Genomic DNA, 17,062 nt, shown 5'->3' with positions numbered 1-17,062 from the left:
TGTTTATTACAACACGAGCAATCCTTATGCGACGACTTATTATGCCAATGGCTACGAGTATGTGCCGAATTATATTGCGCCAGTGATTTATTATGCACCAACTTATGATGGTTATGGTTATGGTGGAGGATACTCTTACTTTGGAGGTTATGCTTATTCATCCGGAGGGTATAGTAATTCTAACGTAGCTTATTATCCAAATTATGTACCACAATCTGCTTATTATTCTAAAGAAGCTCAGCTTGTAGCAGAAGAAGGGGAAAGAGCAGAAAAAGCCGATGAGGGAGGTTTCAATTTAGGAGAAGAAACAAGAGATGCTGTTCTTGGCAAAGGTATGAGTGAGTTTAGTAAATGGGCTCTTTACGCTGAAGATGACACCGGATATGGAGTCATTATAGATTATGGAATGCAAAAAGCCGAGGGAGAAGATACGGCTGATGCTCTCACTAAAACAGGAGCACACTTTGTATTGGGGGAGGCTGGAATGGCAGCCGGTATGGCTATACCAGTTCCGGGTTTGGATGTTGTAGCTGGGTTTGCATTCGGGTTTATTCTCAATACAGGATTTGACTTTTTATATGATAAATTAAGGAGGAAACGTTAATATGTCAAAAATAGTTAATAACATGACTCCATTAGGATTTGTAGATAAAAGTAGAAAGAAACGATACTATATCAATCAGAATACAAAAGAAATTTATGTAGCCGAGGAACCTACTCAAAAATCAATAAGTATTATAATGTTTGCGATAATTGTTTTTCCTACTTTGCTTTCTTCTTGGGCTGAAAAGGGTTCTAGAAACTTTTTTATCCATACTAACTTTAAATATAATATTTTAATAATATTTTTGATTTTATTGGTCACACTATCAGTAATTGTATTAGAGATTTTCTTTTTTGAAAAATTATACACTCATTATGTCAAGCGAATAAATTATCAAAAGGAAGAGATTTCACTAGCTATGAAACAAAAAATACTTTCTACGGGAATTAAGATGTGGTATTTTACAAGAGTTTTACTTTTTGTAGTTCCATTTATATTTTGGGGATTAGCCATCAGTTTTATTATGACCTCTCAGTTGACCATACTTGTTTTGACTGTCTGTTTTGCACTGTTAATTCTAATCCTTTTTCCAATTACAAAAAGAACTTTCCAGACAATTGGAATATTAAAAGGACTAGTACAATTATCTAGGAATGTAAAGGATGTAAAGGATGAAAAGGATGAAAGAAGAGATTGACGAAAATAAAGAAAAAGAAGTGATTCAAAAAGCTTATAAATACAATGGTTTGTTAGGAATCTGGATTATCGCTGTATTCATCATTTTTTTGCTACAAATAACAAAAATTATTACAGACCAATATTTAACTTTAGGTTTTGGTTTAATTATTTTAATTTATGCGATTGCGCTTCATACCCAAAATCATAAATTAAAAATAAAAAGTATTGCTTCGATTTTAGTATATGGTCTTAATATCTTGAGTGTTATTGGTGTTGTTTTGATTATTTTAGCAAATCAGGCGCATAATCTTTTGGAGTTAACGGTGGGGGTCTTATTGGGATTGGTGACGCTTATCTTACAATTTTTAGCTGCTATTTTTGCACTATTGTCAGCGAGAAAATTGCGAAAATTCTATCCTGATATTATTGATAACAGAAAAAAGAAAATATAATAATTTTTTCCTCTTTATAAATTTCGTCTTTAAAAGTTACTTTATCTGTCAGTAAATTTTGTTAAAATAGAGGATAGAGGGGGATAAGATGACTAAGATTAAACATATTTTTTCTGACCTAGACGGGACTTTACTTGATGACCAAGGTAAAATTTCCAAAAAGACTCAAGAAGTGATTGAAAACTCTAATCTTCCGTTTTCTTTGGTTTCAGCAAGAGCGCCTCAAGCGATGGAGAGTCTAATTAATCAATTGAATTTAAAAAGCTCACAAGTTGCTTTTAATGGCGGGCTTATTTTTGCTAAAAATGAAGTTATTAAAGCAAATCCAATGGTTCATGCTAGCGCTCAAGAATTGATTAAGACAATCAAAAAAGATTATCCTGAAATAAATCTATCCCTGTACAGTTTAAGCGATTGGTATGTTGAAAAGATTGATAAAGACATCAAACAAGAAATGCAATTTACTCCACAGGTTCCTAAGTTAGTAGATTTGGAAACATTGATAACTGAGCGACCAAGACTAGAAATATTTAAAATTCTTTTGATTACACCAAATGAAAGTAAGTTAGAAGAAATTAAAAAACATTTAGAAAAGCTAAATTTTCCTGATATAATCATTCAAAAAACTTGGGAAACGTATCTTGAGATTACACATCTTGAAGCTCAAAAAGCTAAAGCAGTCCAATTTATTGCCCAAAGAGAACAGTTAGAGCAAAGCGAACTTGCAGCATTTGGCGATAATGAAAATGATTTAAGTATGTTAAAAGCTGTTGGGCTACCAATTGTCATGGCAAATGCTTCTGATGACTTAAAAAAAATAGGAAAAGTGATTACGAAAAGTAATACAGAAGATGGTGTCGCTTATGGAATTCAAAAATATATTACTGACAGCCCTTTTTAAATTCATTTTTAAAAATAAAAAAATCTGTCAGTAAAAATCTTTTAAAAGTAACCCTTTACAAGCTAAAAGTAAAATTCTCAAAGCCAAATTATTCGAATTTGTGATATAATTAACCTATCGATTTGAATTGAATCAGCATGGCGCTTTTTCAATCTCAACAAAAATATCTTATAAGGAGAATTTTTCCAAATGGCAAAATTGACTGTAAAAGACGTTGAACTTAAAGGCAAAAAAGTCCTCGTACGTGTTGACTTTAATGTTCCAATTAAAGATGGCGTAATCACAAATGATAACCGTATCACTGCTGCGCTTCCAACAATTAAATACATCCTTGAACAAGGTGGACGTGCAGTCCTCTTCTCTCACTTGGGACGTGTTAAAGAAGAAGCTGACAAAGCTGGTAAATCACTTGCACCAGTAGCTAAAGCTCTTTCTGAAAAACTTGGTCAAGATGTTGTTTTCCCAGGAACTACTCGTGGAGCAGAACTTGAAGCAGCAATCAACGAACTTAAAGATGGAGAAATCCTTCTCGTTGAAAACACTCGTTTTGAAGACATCGACGGTAAAAAAGAATCTAAAAATGACCCAGAACTTGGTAAATACTGGGCTTCACTTGGTGACGGAATCTTCGTTAATGACGCATTTGGTACAGCTCACCGTGCTCACGCATCAAACGTTGGTATCTCAGCAAATGTTGATAAAGCCGTTGCTGGTTTCCTTCTTGAAAACGAAATTGCTTATATCCAAGAAGCAGTTGAAGCTCCAGAACGTCCATTCGTAGCAATCCTTGGTGGTTCAAAAGTTTCAGATAAAATCGGTGTTATCGAAAACCTTCTTTCAAAAGCTGATAAAGTTATCATCGGTGGTGGGATGGCTTACACATTCTTGAAAGCTCAAGGTTACGAAATCGGAACTTCACTCGTTGAAGATGACAAACTTGATCTTGCTAAAGAATTGCTTGAAAAAGCAGCTGGAAAATTGATTTTGCCACTTGACCACAAAGTTGCTAACGCATTTGCTGGTTACACAGAAGTTAAAGAAACTGCTGACCAAAATATTCCTGCAGGCTTCATGGGACTTGACGTAGCAAGCAAAACAATTGCTGACTACAACACACAACTTGAAGGTGCTAAAACAGTTGTTTGGAATGGTCCAGTTGGTGTATTTGAAAACCCAGACTTCCAAGCAGGTACTGTTGGATTGATGGAAGCTATCGTTAAACAACCAGGTGTTAAATCAATCATCGGTGGTGGTGACTCAGCAGCAGCAGCAATCAACCTTGGTTATGCAGATAAATTCTCATGGATTTCAACTGGTGGTGGAGCTTCAATGGAACTCCTCGAAGGTAAAGTACTTCCAGGCCTTGCAGCTTTGACTGAAAAATAATCTAAAAGCTAATAAATAAAAAGAGTTTGATTTTTGAAATCAAGCTCTTTTTATTTCTGTGTGCGTCAAAGAAATAACCATTATTTGCAAAAGAAATAATTTTTTTGTAAAATTAACGTAATTATAAATGCTGAAATTAAAGGAGAAATTATGGGAACATCAAGAATTAGTTCTGATGTCATGACCGCACAGAGTGCAATTTCTAAACTGACAGGAGTTGAAGCTTCAGGAATTCAAAATGAACACCTTGAATTTTCAGGAAGTAATATTCCATGTATGAAAGCAGGGAAGAATCTAAACAATCAAATGCTTAAAGATGTGAGTGAACTCGTTACTTGTATTCAAAAGCAAGCGGATAAAGTTGAAGGATTAGCACAGGCAATAGAATATCGGGATAAAGCTGACGCTAATAGTTGGGGATTCTAGTATGAGAGATAAAAGTGCAGATGAAAGGCTGATGTTAGGACGTGAAATTCTTTTCAAAGAAAATCAAATTGATGAAATCAACCGAGAATATCGATATCAAGAGAACCAACTTGAACGTTTTCATAGTGAAATGAATCGTCTATTTAATGCAGAAGAAGAATTGTATTTTCAAGCTCAACAAGAGGGAGAAAATACAAGCTGGAAAGAGGCGGAATTTCAAGCGGTAAGGCAAGAAGTTCAGCGAGTTGTCTCTACTAAGTCTGAGCTCCTTCATCAAGGCTACGGTCAAGCTCAATTGACAATTCAAGATAATATTGACCAACTTCATAAAGAGAGGAACGCTTTGCCGTGGGATTAAAGTATAATAAAAATGACGGTCAACTTTTCATTTCGGCTATGAATCATAATGTTTCAAGTGCGAATGAAATCGTAAGTCGATTAAAAGCCGGAAGCGACCATTTAATTAGTATGGTAAATGGAGGTTCAGCTCAATTATCAGGAAAAGCTTACAATGCTGTTGGAACACTTTTTACAAGTCTAGTTCAACCTGTGCTTTCAAAATTAGAATCAGCAACGGAAGATATTAAAAACGATATCCAAGTCTTTCAATCTCAAAGTTTTGCCTTTAATGCTTTTAACGATACAATCTATGATGAGGAGAGGTTAAATCACTTAAAAGAGATTAAACAACAGCAACAGGCGACAGTTCTTATTCAAATTGGGATGTTCAATAATACTCTTTTAGGGGATTTAGCAAAAAATGTCACAGAAGAACTCATTTATGAGGGAAAAAGACTAGAGAATGTAGCAGAGCATTACGCCAATGAAATTAAAGAAATTGATGATAAGCTCCGAATTTTACATGAATTTTCTTCAAGTACCAGTCATTTGTTTCAAGAGAGTCTAATTGTTTTTCAAAGTGCCATGCAAGGGGTTAAATCACTTAATCAAGGACGATTCGATTCTAATGGGAATTTTTCTATGCCAGCAGGTTCTGATATGAGTTGGTACAAAACGCTCACAAATCAAAAATTGGATTCAGCTTTGGTTTCAGATGATGAAGCAGAACGTGAAGAATTGCTTAAAGGACTTGATGTTAATGGTTTGACAGATAAAGACCGAGATAAATATGAGTCGTCAGTTTCAGATATCCTCAACACACTACAGAAACAGGGCTGGACGAAAGCAGGACTTGAAGCTTATCTTAATACGTTGGCTACCATTAATTCAAATAGTCATTCCGCTGGAGATGTTTTTTCAATAGATTCTTTTATTGAAAATGCTCAATTAATGAAACTCTTATTGGACAATGCCAGTCATCTTGATGTTTCAAAATATGTTGAGAAAGGCTGGGAGTGGGAAAAAACAAATACTTATTATTTTGTTAACGGCGAGTCAAATTTTGTGTTAACAGAACTTGGAGCATATCTCCCAAACTTTAAAGTTACCAAACAAGCAAGTCCAGAAGAAATTGCTAGTGTATCTAAAGTTCAAGAAGATGTGGTTGTTAATCCCGCGGAGAGTGGAGCCATTTTAACAATTGAAGGGTTAAGTGAGATAACAGAACTCGAAAAGATGACGGATAGTAAAGAATTTCTTGGAGTGTTAAAAAACAAGATGTATACAAATCCTAGTAATTCAATGTATAATTTTGACTCAAGTATCAAAGGTTACTCTGCAGCTAGAAAAGAATTTGATAGTATGAGTCTATCAAATATTAAAATATACAATGAAGGAACATCAAAAGAGGTTATTGTTGGATATACAAAAAATGGAGATAAAGTGAATTTACATTCTGGGAGTTCTGTAAATGGAGCTCCTTCTATAGAAATTCAAGATTCAGTAGATTCTTATATAAAAATAAAAATTCGATATTAAAATGGGTGGTAAAAGAATGGGAAAACGTAGTGATAGTGAATTTAATTATAATCCTCTTGTTATAACAAATATTACGGGAGATAATATGGTTTATAGTATTGCTTTTAAAACAAGAGATAAAGAGTATTATAAATTAACTTTTTATAATGTTATTGATATTCGCAGTAGTATAGAGAACGTTAATTTAGACCGAAATTATGATGTGAAAAAAGGAAGTGTAAGTGATATATCAATAATTGAAGATTCAGAAATTATTGAGGGATTCAAAGGAGGAACGTTTGAGTTTATTCAGGGAACTAGCAACTTAAAGCATTACTATATTACGGATTACACAGATACTGTTGTTGATGTTATTGAAGATATTTATCCAACTTCTAAAAAACCAATAATAGAAAAAATAAAGTTAGAGGATGATATTAGTGTTTTAAAAAATGAGCTCCAACAATTGAGATGGTGGAAAGATAACGAAAATATATCTGCCATTCAGGAGGAATTAGATGAACTAAGAGCATATAAATCAAAACGTGAACAGGAAGATAAAAAGGCGAGAGAAGATGAGCTTAAGGATAATTCTTTTGGTTTCTAAAAACAAAAAATACGGATAATCCATCCGTATTTTTTTAATCATTAAAATCAAAGCGAAGTTTCATGTGATTGGAACCAGAAATAACCATTTTACCAAGAAGTTCAGTTTGAGCAGTCAGAGCAATCTGTGCAAGTTTTTCGTTCACTGCTTCAAGTGATTGGTCACTTCCTTTGTCGGTTTCGTTTTGTAAGGCTCTTAATTTTGCCATTGTGTTTAGGTCAAAATTGTCTCTTTTATCGACATAGCCTTGGAAATTACTGTCTCCTAGAACAGCGGTCATTGTAGTCAACCAATACATTTTGGTTGGGTCAAAGTCGGCTTTTGTATCGCGATAACAAGTAGGGGTATCACTTACTCTAGCATAAAATGGAACAAGGCTATTGAAACTGTTAGGTCCAAAAGCAAGCCAATGAATGCCAGCAAGCTCCTTGTCTATATTATCTCGAATTTGTAAAACATGGAGTTCCAAATTACGATTGAGTCCAATTGGTCGAATCATTTTTTGTTCTGCGGCGCTTGATGTTGTGCTGTATGGGTCATAAGCTGTATTTTCATAATGACTTGACATGACAAACTTAATTTCTTCAATGGAAATTTTGCGATTGGCATGGCAGATGAAAGGTAAATCTTGGTTAAATGGATCGTCATTTCCTGTGGTTTCTGGAGAAAAATAGTTTTGCACATACCAAGCGCGTGGATTGTTGTAGCGCGTGTCTTTAATGGTACTTGAACCAAAAATATGACGAAGGTTATAACCATCAAAGTCTGGATTAAGCTTGTTCTTATCAATAAATTCTTTCAAACCAGTTGAATAAATCGTGTCAGAACTTTCAAAATCATACCAATCAATATTAAGACGATTAGGAGCAATAACATAAGCGTCGTCGGGGATACGAATAGCTGCCCATTGATGTCCACCTAGTGTTTCTAACCACCAAATTTCATCTTTATCAGAAAAAGCCATCCCGTTTGATTCATAAGTTCCATATTTTTCTAAGAGTTGCCCCATCCGTTCAACACCCTCACGCGCACTCTGGATATAAGGGAGGGTAATTGTTGTGAAGTCTTCTTCACCTAGTCCTGTTTCAACATAAGGGTCCAATCCCAAAATACGACTATTTGTTGTTGAGGTTTCTGTCGCAGTCATGGCAACATTCTCACTATTAATTCCAGCCGCTGCCCAAATACCATAGCTTGAATCCGCGTCAGGTGTAGAAGTATATGATAGGGGATTTTCTGGTAAGTCAAATTCACAAGCTGTGGTGATAGAGCGATAGTGCTTGGGTTGATTTTCAGGATTGATGACAACAAAACGTTGAGGATTAGGTTTATCCCCACCATCTTCGTTTCGTGCAATTAAAGTTGTGCCATCTAATGAGGCTTTTTTACCGACGAGAAATGTTGTACAGGCCATATGAACTCCTTTATAAAGATATAAGTGATTTGTGCTAAGTTCCTCAAAGCTTAAAGTTCTTATCATTATACTACAAAATGCTATTTTTAGATAGCTTTATTAGACTTTATTTGATGTTCATTCTTCAAAATATTATAATGAATGAGTAATCATTTATTCAGTTTAAAAGGAGATATCATGTCTGAAGAACAAACATTAAATGAGGTTTATGCTGATACCCTAAAAAAAATGGAAAATTTGACAGAAAAGCAAAAGAAAGTTTTACAGGCGTCATTAGAGCTCTTTGCATCACAAGGCTTTGAAGCGACAACTTCTCAACAAATTGCAAAAAGGGCGGGAGTTTCTGTTGGTTCTGTTTACCACACTTTCCCCACGAAACAAGCCATTCTTGTAGCGGTACTTGCACCTATCTTTGAGGGTACAATGGATACTGTCGCCAATCAATTTAATGATAATACATTTGGCAAAGGATTTGAAAGCGTGGAAGAGCTCGTTAAGGTAACCATTGCTGACCGTTTTTATTTTGCTGATAAAAATATAAATGTGATTCGCTTGATGTTGGGACAAATGCTTGTTAATTCCGTTTTTGTTGAAGACTTAAAAAAATTTTTCGAGCAACAGGCCAAACAGTTAGTTTTACCAACAATTGTTCGCCTCCAAGCGGAACAAAAAATAAAAAATCTTCCGATTGAAAAAATTCTACAGATTCTTTTTTATCCTTTAGCGACCTATATAGGTAAAAGAGTTTTGGGAATTAACAATATGTCATTAGAGGAAGAAATAGAATTTGCCACTGAAATTACTATAAAGACACTCAAAGTTTAATTTTTGACAATCATGAATTGAAGTGATAAAATTACTTCAACAAGAAAAATGAACGAGCACTCATTCATTGTTTAGGGGAGAATAATATGAAATCACCGATTGCTATTAATGATATTAGTGTGAAATTTGGCGATAAGGCAATATTAGACCATTTATCCTATGAATTTGAAAGTGGAAAAATTATTTGTTTGATTGGACCTTCTGGAGCTGGTAAGTCAACGTTTATCAAGGCCATTGTTGGAATGCAAAAATTGGATTCTGGCAATGTTAAGATTCTTGAAAGAAAAATTCCTGACAGAGAAGTATTAGGGAAATTAGGCTATATGGCGCAAGAAGACGCCCTATTTAAGGAATTGACCGGCAAACAAAATTTAGAATTTTTTGGTTCTTTGCAAGGAATCAAAAAAAAGGATTTACAAGGAAAACTTGATAAGGCAGCTGCTACAGTAAATCTGACTAAGCAGTTAAATCAATCAATTTCTAATTATTCAGGAGGAATGCAAAGGCGCTTATCACTCGCTATTGCTCTGCAAACGGATGCTCCGATTTTACTTTTAGATGAACCAACTGTTGGGATTGATCCAGAATTGCGTCAAGAAATTTGGGAAGAGCTGCGAAATCAAGCAAATCAAGGAAAAACAATATTAATTACGACGCATGTTATGGATGAAGCTGAACGTTGTGATGTCGTACTGATGCTTAGAAATGGTAAATTTATAGCAGAAGGTTCGCCAAAGGAAATTAAGGAAAAGTATCAAGTTGCCTCGGTTGAGGAAGCCTTTATTGTTGCGGGAAAAAATTTAGAGTTAGAAAATAAGGGGGCAGCGAAATGAGAACACTTGCTATCTTTAAACGAATTATGCTTCAACGGCGTGGTGACCCTAGGACGCTGGCAATGATGTTTTTAGCTCCAATATTTATTTTGACGCTCATGTACTTTCTCTTTCAAGTACCGTCAAATACTGCTTACAGAGTGGGTTTGAAGTCTGATAATACAGAATTAACAAGAGCTTTGAAGGATATGCCAAATGATAAAGCACATCTGAAAGTGATTAGTGTTTCTGAAAATAATCGCTCAACAATGAATGAGAAAGATTTGAGTGCAATTGTTAGTATTTCGGGAAAAAATATTGATGTTAGTTATGCTAATCAGTCAAATGGAACAAGTTCTGCGATTAAGCTACTTTTAACACAAGTCATTCAAGAAAGCCAAGTTAAGGCAACTAAAGAGGAGACTAAGCAGGCTCTGCAAAATTTGATAAGTAAGTTACCTCAAACATCAGGTCAAAGTTTTTCAACAAATTTCAGGGTTGATACAGAGCAGTATAAAGTAACGAGTCACTATTTGTACGGAGATCCTAGTAGTACAAATGCTACTTTTGATGATTTAGCACCGATTTTAGTTGGAGCCTTTGCTTTCTTCTTGGTGCTTCTAATTTCAGGTATTTCATTAGTGAACGAGCGAACCTCAGGGACGCTGGGGAGAATGTTAGTCACTCCTGTGAAACGAACTGAAATCGTGACGGGCTATACTTTGAGTTATGGAATTCTTGCAATGATTCAAACAGCACTCATGGTTGTTTTTACTTATTGGATTTTAGGGGTTCATAATAACGGAAATATTGGTTGGGTCTTTGTCATTAATTTCTTTATCGCCATCATCGCTTTATTGTTTGGATTACTTTTATCCACATTAGCAAAAACAGAATTTCAATTTGTACAGATGATTCCTTTAGCGATTGTTCCCCAATTTTTATTTTCTGGTTTGATTCCTGTGGATACGATGCCTGTCATTCTTCAAGCAATCGCTCATTGTATTCCGGTTTATTATGGAATTTCTGCCATGCAAGAGGTAGTTAAAAGAGGAGTAGGATTCTCTGGAATCTGGTTTGATTTGCTCATTATGCTACTTTTTGCGGCTCTGCTCTATCTTGCGAATGTTTTAGCTTTGAAAAATGTTCGTCGGACTTAAAAATATGCTTTTGATTGTATAACTACTGGATAGTCTATCTGGTGGTTATTTTGGTTTTTAAAAGAAAAAGAAAGTACTTTTTTGTTATAATTAAAGCATGAAAAAAATTACAGTACGGACAAAAGCAGCAAAGAAATTGCGGGCTGGTTATCCACTTTTGGTGGCAGAAGATTTAAATTCACCCCTTTTGGAGGATGATTTTGCACAATTTTTTGATGAAAAAGGGCAAGCGCTTGGAACAGGTTATCTTTCAAAACAAAATAAAGGAGTGGGTTGGCTTTTAGATTCTTCGTCAGTAAAAATTGACCATCATTTTTATGTGGAAAAATTTGTCAATGCACGCGCTTTACGGGCGAACTTCTATCAGGATGAATTAACGAACGCCTTTCGTCTTTTTAATGGTGAAGGAGATGGATTAGGCGGCTTAACCATTGATTTTTATAATGGTTTTGCTGTCTTTTCTTGGTACAATCAATTTATATATAGTCAAAAAAAAGCGATTGTTAAGGCTTTTCAAGTCGTGTTCCCAGATATTAAAGGGGCTTATGAAAAACTTCGTTTTTCTGAGGCTGCTTTAGAAAGTCAACATATTTTTGGCCAAGAAGCGGCTGAACCTTTGTTGGTCATGGAAAATGGCGTGACTTATGCGACTTATCTAAATGAAGGGTTAATGACAGGAATTTTTCTTGACCAAAAAAATGTTCGCGGGGCACTTGCGGGCGGTCTTTCAACTGGTAAAACTTTACTAAATATGTTTAGTTATACAGGCGCTTTTTCAGTTGCAGCAGCTTTTGGAGGGAGCAGTCAAACAACGTCAGTCGATTTGGCGAAACGTTCGCTTGATAAAACGAGAGAACAATTTTTGATCAATGGAATTGAACCAGAGAGTCAAAAAATCTATGTGATGGATGTTTTTGGTTATTTTAATTATGCTAAGAAAAAAGAATTGACTTATGACATGGTTGTCCTCGACCCTCCTTCATTTGCCAGAAATGGTAAAAAAACATTCTCAGTAGCTAAAAATTATGGCGACCTTGTTAAGGAAGCTGTTGAAATTTTAGAAAATAATGGGACATTAATTGCATCAACAAATGCAGCAAATGTTTCTGATAAAAAATTCCGTCAAATGATTGAAGAAGCGCTCAAAAATAAGGGAGTAAAATTTACCGTTTTCCAAGAAGAAAAATTACCAGCTGATTTTCATATTGCTGACAGCTTTCCAGAAGGAAATTATCTTAAAGTATTATTTATTAAAATCAAAAAATAGTCTGTCATTACTGACAGATTTTTTTGTCAGTAAAAATTTTACTGACAGAAATAATGATTAATTACAAATGTGAGCGCTTTACTATCTGCTTTCTATATGATAAAATGCAAGAATAAGTCTAATAATTCCCGACTTTTTTAGATAGAAAGCAGAGTGTGAATGAGGGATCGAAACCTCATTTACTTTTATTATGGATAAAAAATATTATCAATTACTAAAAAAACAGTTTTCGTCAAAGGAAGCAGTACTGACAGAAATTATTAATTTGAGTGCTATTTGTGAACTACCAAAAGCAACAGAGCATTTTATGAGTGATGTGCATGGTGAATATGATGCTTTTAATCATGTTTTGAGAAATGGTTCTGGCAGTATCAAAGAAAAACTTAGAGATTGTTTTCCAGAATTTTCTGCGACAGAAATATCATCACTTGCAACCTTGATTTATTATCCACAAGAAAAACTAGATTCTGAGTGTCAACTAAAAGAGACAGAAGAATTTGAGAACTATTGTCAAATCAATTTAGTTTATCTTTTAAAGACTGTAAAATTTGTCGGTCAAAAATATACTCGATCAAAAGTCCGAAAAGCTTTTCCAGAAAAATTTCGATATATCTTAGAAGAGTTAATCAATGAAGTGGATTCGACGACTGATAAAAGAGATTATTTTGATTCAATCCTTTCGCAATTGCAAAATTTGGGTGAACTTACTCGCTTAATTGTTGCACTTGCAGATACGATTCGCAGATTGACGGTTGACCACCTTCATGTGGTGGGAGATATTTATGATCGAGGACCTTATCCAGATAAAATCATTGACCGCTTAATAAAAATGCCCTCAGTTGATGTTCAATGGGGCAATCATGATATTGTATGGATGGCAGCTTTTAGTGGTTCACCTTTAGCCATGATGAATGTAATTAGAATCTGTGCCCGCTATGGGAATCTCGATATTCTTGAAGAATCTTATGGGATTAATTTACGGATGATTTTAGAGTATGCTGAACGTTATTATGAGCCAAGTGAGGCTTTTCAACCACGCTTGGTCGACGGGGTTCGTTTGTCAGATGATGAAAAGGCACTCCTTAATAAATTACAAGAAGCCACAGCCATTTTACAATTTAAGTTAGAGAGTCAGTTGATAAAACGCCGACCTGATTTTCAACTTGAACATCGTGATGTCCTTCATTTCATTGATTTTTCCGAAAAAACAATAAAATTTGGAACTGAAGTTTATGAATTAACTGATTTTCAAGCGCCCACAGTAAATCCTGAGCAGCCTGAAAGTTTGACTGCTGAAGAAGAAAAAATAATCAGTCATTTATTAAATAATTTTAGAAGTTCTGATAAACTTAAACGTCATGTTGAATTTTTACAAGAAAAGGGAGCTATGTATCTTTCTTACAATGGAAACTTGTTGATTCATGGTTGTCTTCCCTTACATGAAAATGGTGATTTTAAATCATTTACGGTTAACAAAGAGGCTCATGCTGGCCGTGATTTGCTTGATTTCTTTGACCAAGAGGTTAGAAAATGTCTTGCTCATCCAGAAAACTCGACGGATTTAGCAACAGATTTGATGTGGTATCTTTGGGTGGGAGAATGCTCTTCATTATTTGGTAAAACGGCAATGACAACCTTTGAACGCTATTATATCAAGGATAAGAAAACGCATGTGGAAAAGAAAAATCCTTATTATCAATTGCGTGAGGAAGCTGAAATTATCAGGAAAATTTTAGAAAACTTTGGTTTAGATGAAGGGGGACATTTGGTGAATGGGCACACCCCTATCAAAGAAAAAAATGGTGAAAATCCAATCAAGGCAGATGGAAAGTTGATTGTGATAGATGGTGGTTTTGCAAAAGCTTATCAAAAGGAAACAGGAATTGCTGGGTATACTCTTCTTTATAATAGTTTTGGCATTCAACTGGTTGCGCATCAACCCTTTTCAACCGTTAAAGAAGCAGTTGAAAAAGGGACGGATATTATTAGCCTGAAACGCCTGGTAGCCGAAGTTGACCAAAGAAAACGAGTCAAGGATACAAATGTTGGCCAAACTTTGTTAAGTGAAATAGCAGATTTAGAAGTACTTTTTGAACATTATGAGGAATTTTAAAAGTACCAGTGTTGGTACTTTTTATTTGTTTTCCAAAAAAGACAATAAAAAAACTCAGCCTTAGCCGAGTTAATATTAGTGCGGTGGGCGGGACTTGAACCCGCACCAAGAAAATTCCCGACAGGATCCTTAATCCTGCGCGTCTGCCAATTCCGCCACCACCGCAAAACAGTACTTTAATATAGTACCATTTCTATAAAGAATGTGCAAGCCTGAGCTAGGGCTGACTTATTGTTGGAAATAAGATGCGATTTGGGCAGCGTGTTTTCCAGCAACAAAACCTGTCACAAAGGCGCAGGTAATATTATAACCGCCAGTGTATCCATTAATATCTAAAAGTTCACCGGTCATGAATAAACCTTGGGTTTGTTTACTCTCCATACTTTTAGGATTTATTTCTTTGAGAGAAACACCGCCACCTGTTACAAAAGATTTCTCAATTGGTAAAGTTTTGCTAATTGTGATTTGCCAATTTTTGAAAAGACTAGCGATTTTATCAATTTGCTGCTCAGATAGCGTCTTGGCAGAAAGACTAGGGTCAATTCCAGCTTTTTCAAGGATAAATAGAAGCATACGTTCTTGGGTCAATCCTGAGAAGGCATTTTTAATTGATTTATCTGTTTTAGAAAGGCTAGTCAGTTCATTTTTCAAAGAGCCCAACTTTTTTTCGGAGAATTGGTCTAAGCTGACTGTGACCATTTTTTCACCTTTAGCAAGAAGTTGGTTAATGAAACTTGAACAACGCAGAGCAGCTGGACCAGAAATTCCGAAATGCGTAAATAATAAATCATGCTGATGAGAGATGATTGCTTTTCCCTTAGAATTGAGTACTGAGAGTTTGATTTCGCGTAGGGAAATGCCTTGAAGACTTTTGTCTAAAATGAATGGTTCGTCAGAAATCAGGGCAGATTCAGTGGCATAGAGTTGTGAAATACTATGCCCTGCTGAGCGTGCTAAACGATAGCCATCACCAGTTGAACCTGTGGAAGGATAAGCGCGTCCGCCTGTTGAGAGGATAATTGTAGGGCTTAAAAAGCTCTCGCTATCCGTTTCAAGACCAATTACCGCTCCGTTTTCAATGAGAAGCTTATCAACCGCTTGGCTTGGAAAATAAGAAACACGGAGGCTCAAAATTTTATTGAAGAGGGCATCAACAATTGTTTTTGATTTGTCGGTTATAGGGAACATGCGCCCGTGGTCTTCTTCTTTTAATTTAACACCATTGCTTTCAAAAAATTCGATAATATCAAGGTTAGAAAATTGAGAAAAGGCTGAATGAAGAAAACGACCATTTCCAGGAACATTTGTTAATATTTCGTCAACAGAACGGGCATTTGTCACATTACAGCGTCCGCCACCTGTCATTAATAATTTTTTTCCGACTTTTTTATTTTTATCAATAAGAGCAACTTTTGCTCCATTTTGCGCGGCTGAGATGGCAGCCATCATTCCAGAAGGGCCTGCGCCAACAACAATAACGTCAAATGTTTTAGCTGATTTTGTCATGCTTTAATTTTAACATGATGTGAGCAGAAATAGGGGAAAGAGTATTGAAAAATAGTAAATTTAAATTCAGCGAGCGATAAGGATTTTAAATATTGATATTTGATATTGGAAATCGATATGAAATGCGGTAAAATAGCATTATGATTGAACTGACTGATGAAATTTTAGCAAAAGTAATTAAAAAACGTAAAAAAGCTTCTTACAAAGGAACTTATGGTCGCTTATTAGTGATTGGCGGTAATCGTCAATATGGTGGTGCGGCTATTTTGGCGACGACAAGTGCAGTTTATTCAGGTGCGGGCTTAGTTTCTGTGGCACTGGCTAAAGAAAATCATAGTGCTTTACAGGCAAGACTTCCAGAAGCAATGACTTTAGATTTTGATGATTTGATAAAGCTAAGAGAAGTAGCAAAAGCTGCTGACGTTATTGTTATTGGTCCAGGATTGGGCTTAGAAAGACTAGATTTACTGACAGAAGTTTTGAATTTACTGACAGAAAATCAAAAGTTGGTCATTGATGGTTCGGCACTGACCCTTTTTGCTAGAGAGCATTTAGACTTACCATTTCCTGAAAATACGGTTTTTACACCTCATGAAATGGAATTGGAACGACTTTCTGGTTTGAAAATTGGTCAACAAACCAAACAAGAAGTTCAAGATTTTGTTAATCAACTCGGAGCGATTGTCGTTGCTAAATCTTCAGAAACACGAATTTTTGCGCCAAATCGGGAATCATTTATCTTGAAAATAGGAAGTCCAGCTCAGGCAACTGGGGGAATGGGGGACACTTTAGCCGGGATGGTTGGTGGCTTTTTAGCTCAGTTTCATGGAGAAACAGAGGAAGTAGTTGCTGCTGCAACTTATTTGCATAGTTTAATCGCAAGCGTCTTAGCTCGGAAAACATATGTGGTCTTGCCAAGTCGATTAATTGAAGAAATTCCATTATTTATGAAAAAATATGAATGCTGATTAATTCTGTCAGTTCAATGCGACAAGGGGAGTATTGAAGTTGGGAATAAAAAAATTACTGACGAAAATTTCAGTCCTCCGTCAGCATTTTTTTCTTAGAATTTTTGTTATAATTAATCATCAAAATAAATGAAGATGAGGTCAAA

Annotated in this window: 16 protein-coding genes, 1 tRNA gene and 1 pseudogene; 15 read left to right on the top strand and 3 right to left on the bottom strand. The window is 35.4% G+C overall.

Annotated features, from left to right (window positions below; genetic code table 11):
• From IAE51_RS12195 to IAE51_RS06550, 9 genes and pseudogenes are all read left to right on the top strand, one after another.
• Positions 1-604: pseudogene (locus IAE51_RS12195) on the top strand (cell wall anchor protein); the annotation flags it as partial.
• A gap of 1 nt (position 605) precedes the next feature.
• Positions 606-1,241 carry a hypothetical protein gene (locus IAE51_RS06585; protein WP_200095032.1) on the top strand — a complete coding sequence of 212 codons (636 nt, stop codon included), beginning with the start codon at positions 606-608 and terminating at the stop codon, positions 1,239-1,241.
• The gene (locus tag IAE51_RS06580) at positions 1,225-1,674 is read left to right on the top strand and encodes a hypothetical protein (RefSeq protein WP_143459047.1); all 450 of its coding nucleotides are present in this window, start codon (positions 1,225-1,227) and stop codon (positions 1,672-1,674) included. The genes IAE51_RS06585 and IAE51_RS06580 overlap by 17 nt, the downstream gene beginning before the upstream one ends.
• Before the next feature lie 88 nt (positions 1,675-1,762).
• On the top strand, positions 1,763-2,575 hold the full coding sequence (locus IAE51_RS06575) for a Cof-type HAD-IIB family hydrolase (protein ID WP_033899321.1): 813 nt from the start codon (positions 1,763-1,765) through the stop codon (positions 2,573-2,575).
• A 189-nt stretch (positions 2,576-2,764) separates the two neighbouring features.
• Positions 2,765-3,961: a phosphoglycerate kinase gene (gene pgk, locus IAE51_RS06570; protein ID WP_012897069.1), complete on the top strand. Its 1,197-nt coding sequence runs from the start codon at positions 2,765-2,767 to the stop codon at positions 3,959-3,961.
• A gap of 150 nt (positions 3,962-4,111) precedes the next feature.
• Positions 4,112-4,387 carry a hypothetical protein gene (locus tag IAE51_RS06565; protein ID WP_081213717.1) on the top strand — a complete coding sequence of 92 codons (276 nt, stop codon included), beginning with the start codon at positions 4,112-4,114 and terminating at the stop codon, positions 4,385-4,387.
• Between the two features lies 1 nt (position 4,388).
• Entirely contained in the window at positions 4,389-4,745 is a 357-nt protein-coding gene (locus tag IAE51_RS06560) for a hypothetical protein (RefSeq protein ID WP_200095030.1), read from the top strand.
• Positions 4,736-6,265, top strand: a complete 1,530-nt coding sequence (locus IAE51_RS06555) for a hypothetical protein (RefSeq protein ID WP_200095028.1) — start codon at positions 4,736-4,738, stop codon at positions 6,263-6,265. Before IAE51_RS06560 ends, IAE51_RS06555 begins: the two co-directional genes overlap by 10 nt.
• Before the next feature lie 16 nt (positions 6,266-6,281).
• Positions 6,282-6,851, top strand: coding sequence for a hypothetical protein (locus tag IAE51_RS06550; protein WP_200095026.1), 570 nt, complete (start codon positions 6,282-6,284; stop codon positions 6,849-6,851).
• A gap of 34 nt (positions 6,852-6,885) precedes the next feature.
• On the opposite strand, the gene IAE51_RS06545 is transcribed toward IAE51_RS06550, so the two are convergent.
• A complete protein-coding gene (locus IAE51_RS06545; protein ID WP_200095024.1) occupies positions 6,886-8,265 on the bottom strand; it encodes a C69 family dipeptidase in 1,380 nt (459 codons plus the stop codon).
• Between the two features lie 177 nt (positions 8,266-8,442).
• On the opposite strand from IAE51_RS06545, the gene IAE51_RS06540 reads away from it, so the two are divergent.
• From IAE51_RS06540 to IAE51_RS06520, 5 genes are all read left to right on the top strand, one after another.
• Positions 8,443-9,090 (top strand): TetR/AcrR family transcriptional regulator, encoded by a 648-nt coding sequence (locus IAE51_RS06540; RefSeq protein ID WP_025016583.1) that lies wholly within the window; start codon positions 8,443-8,445, stop codon positions 9,088-9,090.
• Between the two features lie 86 nt (positions 9,091-9,176).
• Complete coding sequence (locus IAE51_RS06535; RefSeq protein WP_003131167.1) at positions 9,177-9,923, top strand: ABC transporter ATP-binding protein; 747 nt, start codon at positions 9,177-9,179, stop codon at positions 9,921-9,923.
• A complete protein-coding gene (locus IAE51_RS06530; RefSeq protein ID WP_023190001.1) occupies positions 9,920-11,062 on the top strand; it encodes an ABC transporter permease in 1,143 nt (380 codons plus the stop codon). The genes IAE51_RS06535 and IAE51_RS06530 overlap by 4 nt, the downstream gene beginning before the upstream one ends.
• Before the next feature lie 97 nt (positions 11,063-11,159).
• Complete coding sequence (locus IAE51_RS06525; protein WP_200095022.1) at positions 11,160-12,329, top strand: class I SAM-dependent rRNA methyltransferase; 1,170 nt, start codon at positions 11,160-11,162, stop codon at positions 12,327-12,329.
• Between the two features lie 190 nt (positions 12,330-12,519).
• Positions 12,520-14,442, top strand: a complete 1,923-nt coding sequence (locus IAE51_RS06520) for a fructose-1,6-bisphosphatase (RefSeq protein WP_058206206.1) — start codon at positions 12,520-12,522, stop codon at positions 14,440-14,442.
• 79 nt (positions 14,443-14,521) lie between these two features.
• On the opposite strand, the gene IAE51_RS06515 is transcribed toward IAE51_RS06520, so the two are convergent.
• Positions 14,522-14,607, bottom strand: a tRNA-Leu gene (locus IAE51_RS06515).
• Positions 14,608-14,670: 63 nt separating this feature from the next.
• On the bottom strand, positions 14,671-15,948 hold the full coding sequence (locus IAE51_RS06510; RefSeq protein ID WP_058206207.1) for an NAD(P)/FAD-dependent oxidoreductase: 1,278 nt from the start codon (positions 15,946-15,948) through the stop codon (positions 14,671-14,673).
• 140 nt (positions 15,949-16,088) lie between these two features.
• Between IAE51_RS06510 and IAE51_RS06505 the strand changes: the two genes are divergently transcribed.
• Positions 16,089-16,916 (top strand): NAD(P)H-hydrate dehydratase, encoded by an 828-nt coding sequence (locus IAE51_RS06505; protein ID WP_200095020.1) that lies wholly within the window; start codon positions 16,089-16,091, stop codon positions 16,914-16,916.
• The last annotated feature ends 146 nt before the right edge of the window (positions 16,917-17,062 follow it).

The sequence above is a fragment of the Lactococcus sp. S64 genome, assembly GCF_016516525.1.
Lineage (GTDB): Bacteria > Bacillota > Bacilli > Lactobacillales > Streptococcaceae > Lactococcus > Lactococcus lactis.
Note: the sequence above shows the minus strand (reverse complement) of the source record. Positions and strands in the feature narration are given on the sequence as shown.

Coding starts and splice junctions, on each gene's coding strand:
- IAE51_RS06585 (WP_200095032.1), top strand. CDS start 606: ATGTCAAAAATAGTTAATAACATGACTCCATTAGGATTTGTAGATAAA.
- IAE51_RS06580 (WP_143459047.1), top strand. CDS start 1,225: ATGAAAGAAGAGATTGACGAAAATAAAGAAAAAGAAGTGATTCAAAAA.
- IAE51_RS06575 (WP_033899321.1), top strand. CDS start 1,763: ATGACTAAGATTAAACATATTTTTTCTGACCTAGACGGGACTTTACTT.
- pgk (WP_012897069.1), top strand. CDS start 2,765: ATGGCAAAATTGACTGTAAAAGACGTTGAACTTAAAGGCAAAAAAGTC.
- IAE51_RS06565 (WP_081213717.1), top strand. CDS start 4,112: ATGGGAACATCAAGAATTAGTTCTGATGTCATGACCGCACAGAGTGCA.
- IAE51_RS06560 (WP_200095030.1), top strand. CDS start 4,389: ATGAGAGATAAAAGTGCAGATGAAAGGCTGATGTTAGGACGTGAAATT.
- IAE51_RS06550 (WP_200095026.1), top strand. CDS start 6,282: ATGGGAAAACGTAGTGATAGTGAATTTAATTATAATCCTCTTGTTATA.
- IAE51_RS06545 (WP_200095024.1), bottom strand. CDS start 8,265: ATGGCCTGTACAACATTTCTCGTCGGTAAAAAAGCCTCATTAGATGGC.
- IAE51_RS06540 (WP_025016583.1), top strand. CDS start 8,443: ATGTCTGAAGAACAAACATTAAATGAGGTTTATGCTGATACCCTAAAA.
- IAE51_RS06535 (WP_003131167.1), top strand. CDS start 9,177: ATGAAATCACCGATTGCTATTAATGATATTAGTGTGAAATTTGGCGAT.
- IAE51_RS06530 (WP_023190001.1), top strand. CDS start 9,920: ATGAGAACACTTGCTATCTTTAAACGAATTATGCTTCAACGGCGTGGT.
- IAE51_RS06525 (WP_200095022.1), top strand. CDS start 11,160: ATGAAAAAAATTACAGTACGGACAAAAGCAGCAAAGAAATTGCGGGCT.
- IAE51_RS06520 (WP_058206206.1), top strand. CDS start 12,520: ATGGATAAAAAATATTATCAATTACTAAAAAAACAGTTTTCGTCAAAG.
- IAE51_RS06510 (WP_058206207.1), bottom strand. CDS start 15,948: ATGACAAAATCAGCTAAAACATTTGACGTTATTGTTGTTGGCGCAGGC.
- IAE51_RS06505 (WP_200095020.1), top strand. CDS start 16,089: ATGATTGAACTGACTGATGAAATTTTAGCAAAAGTAATTAAAAAACGT.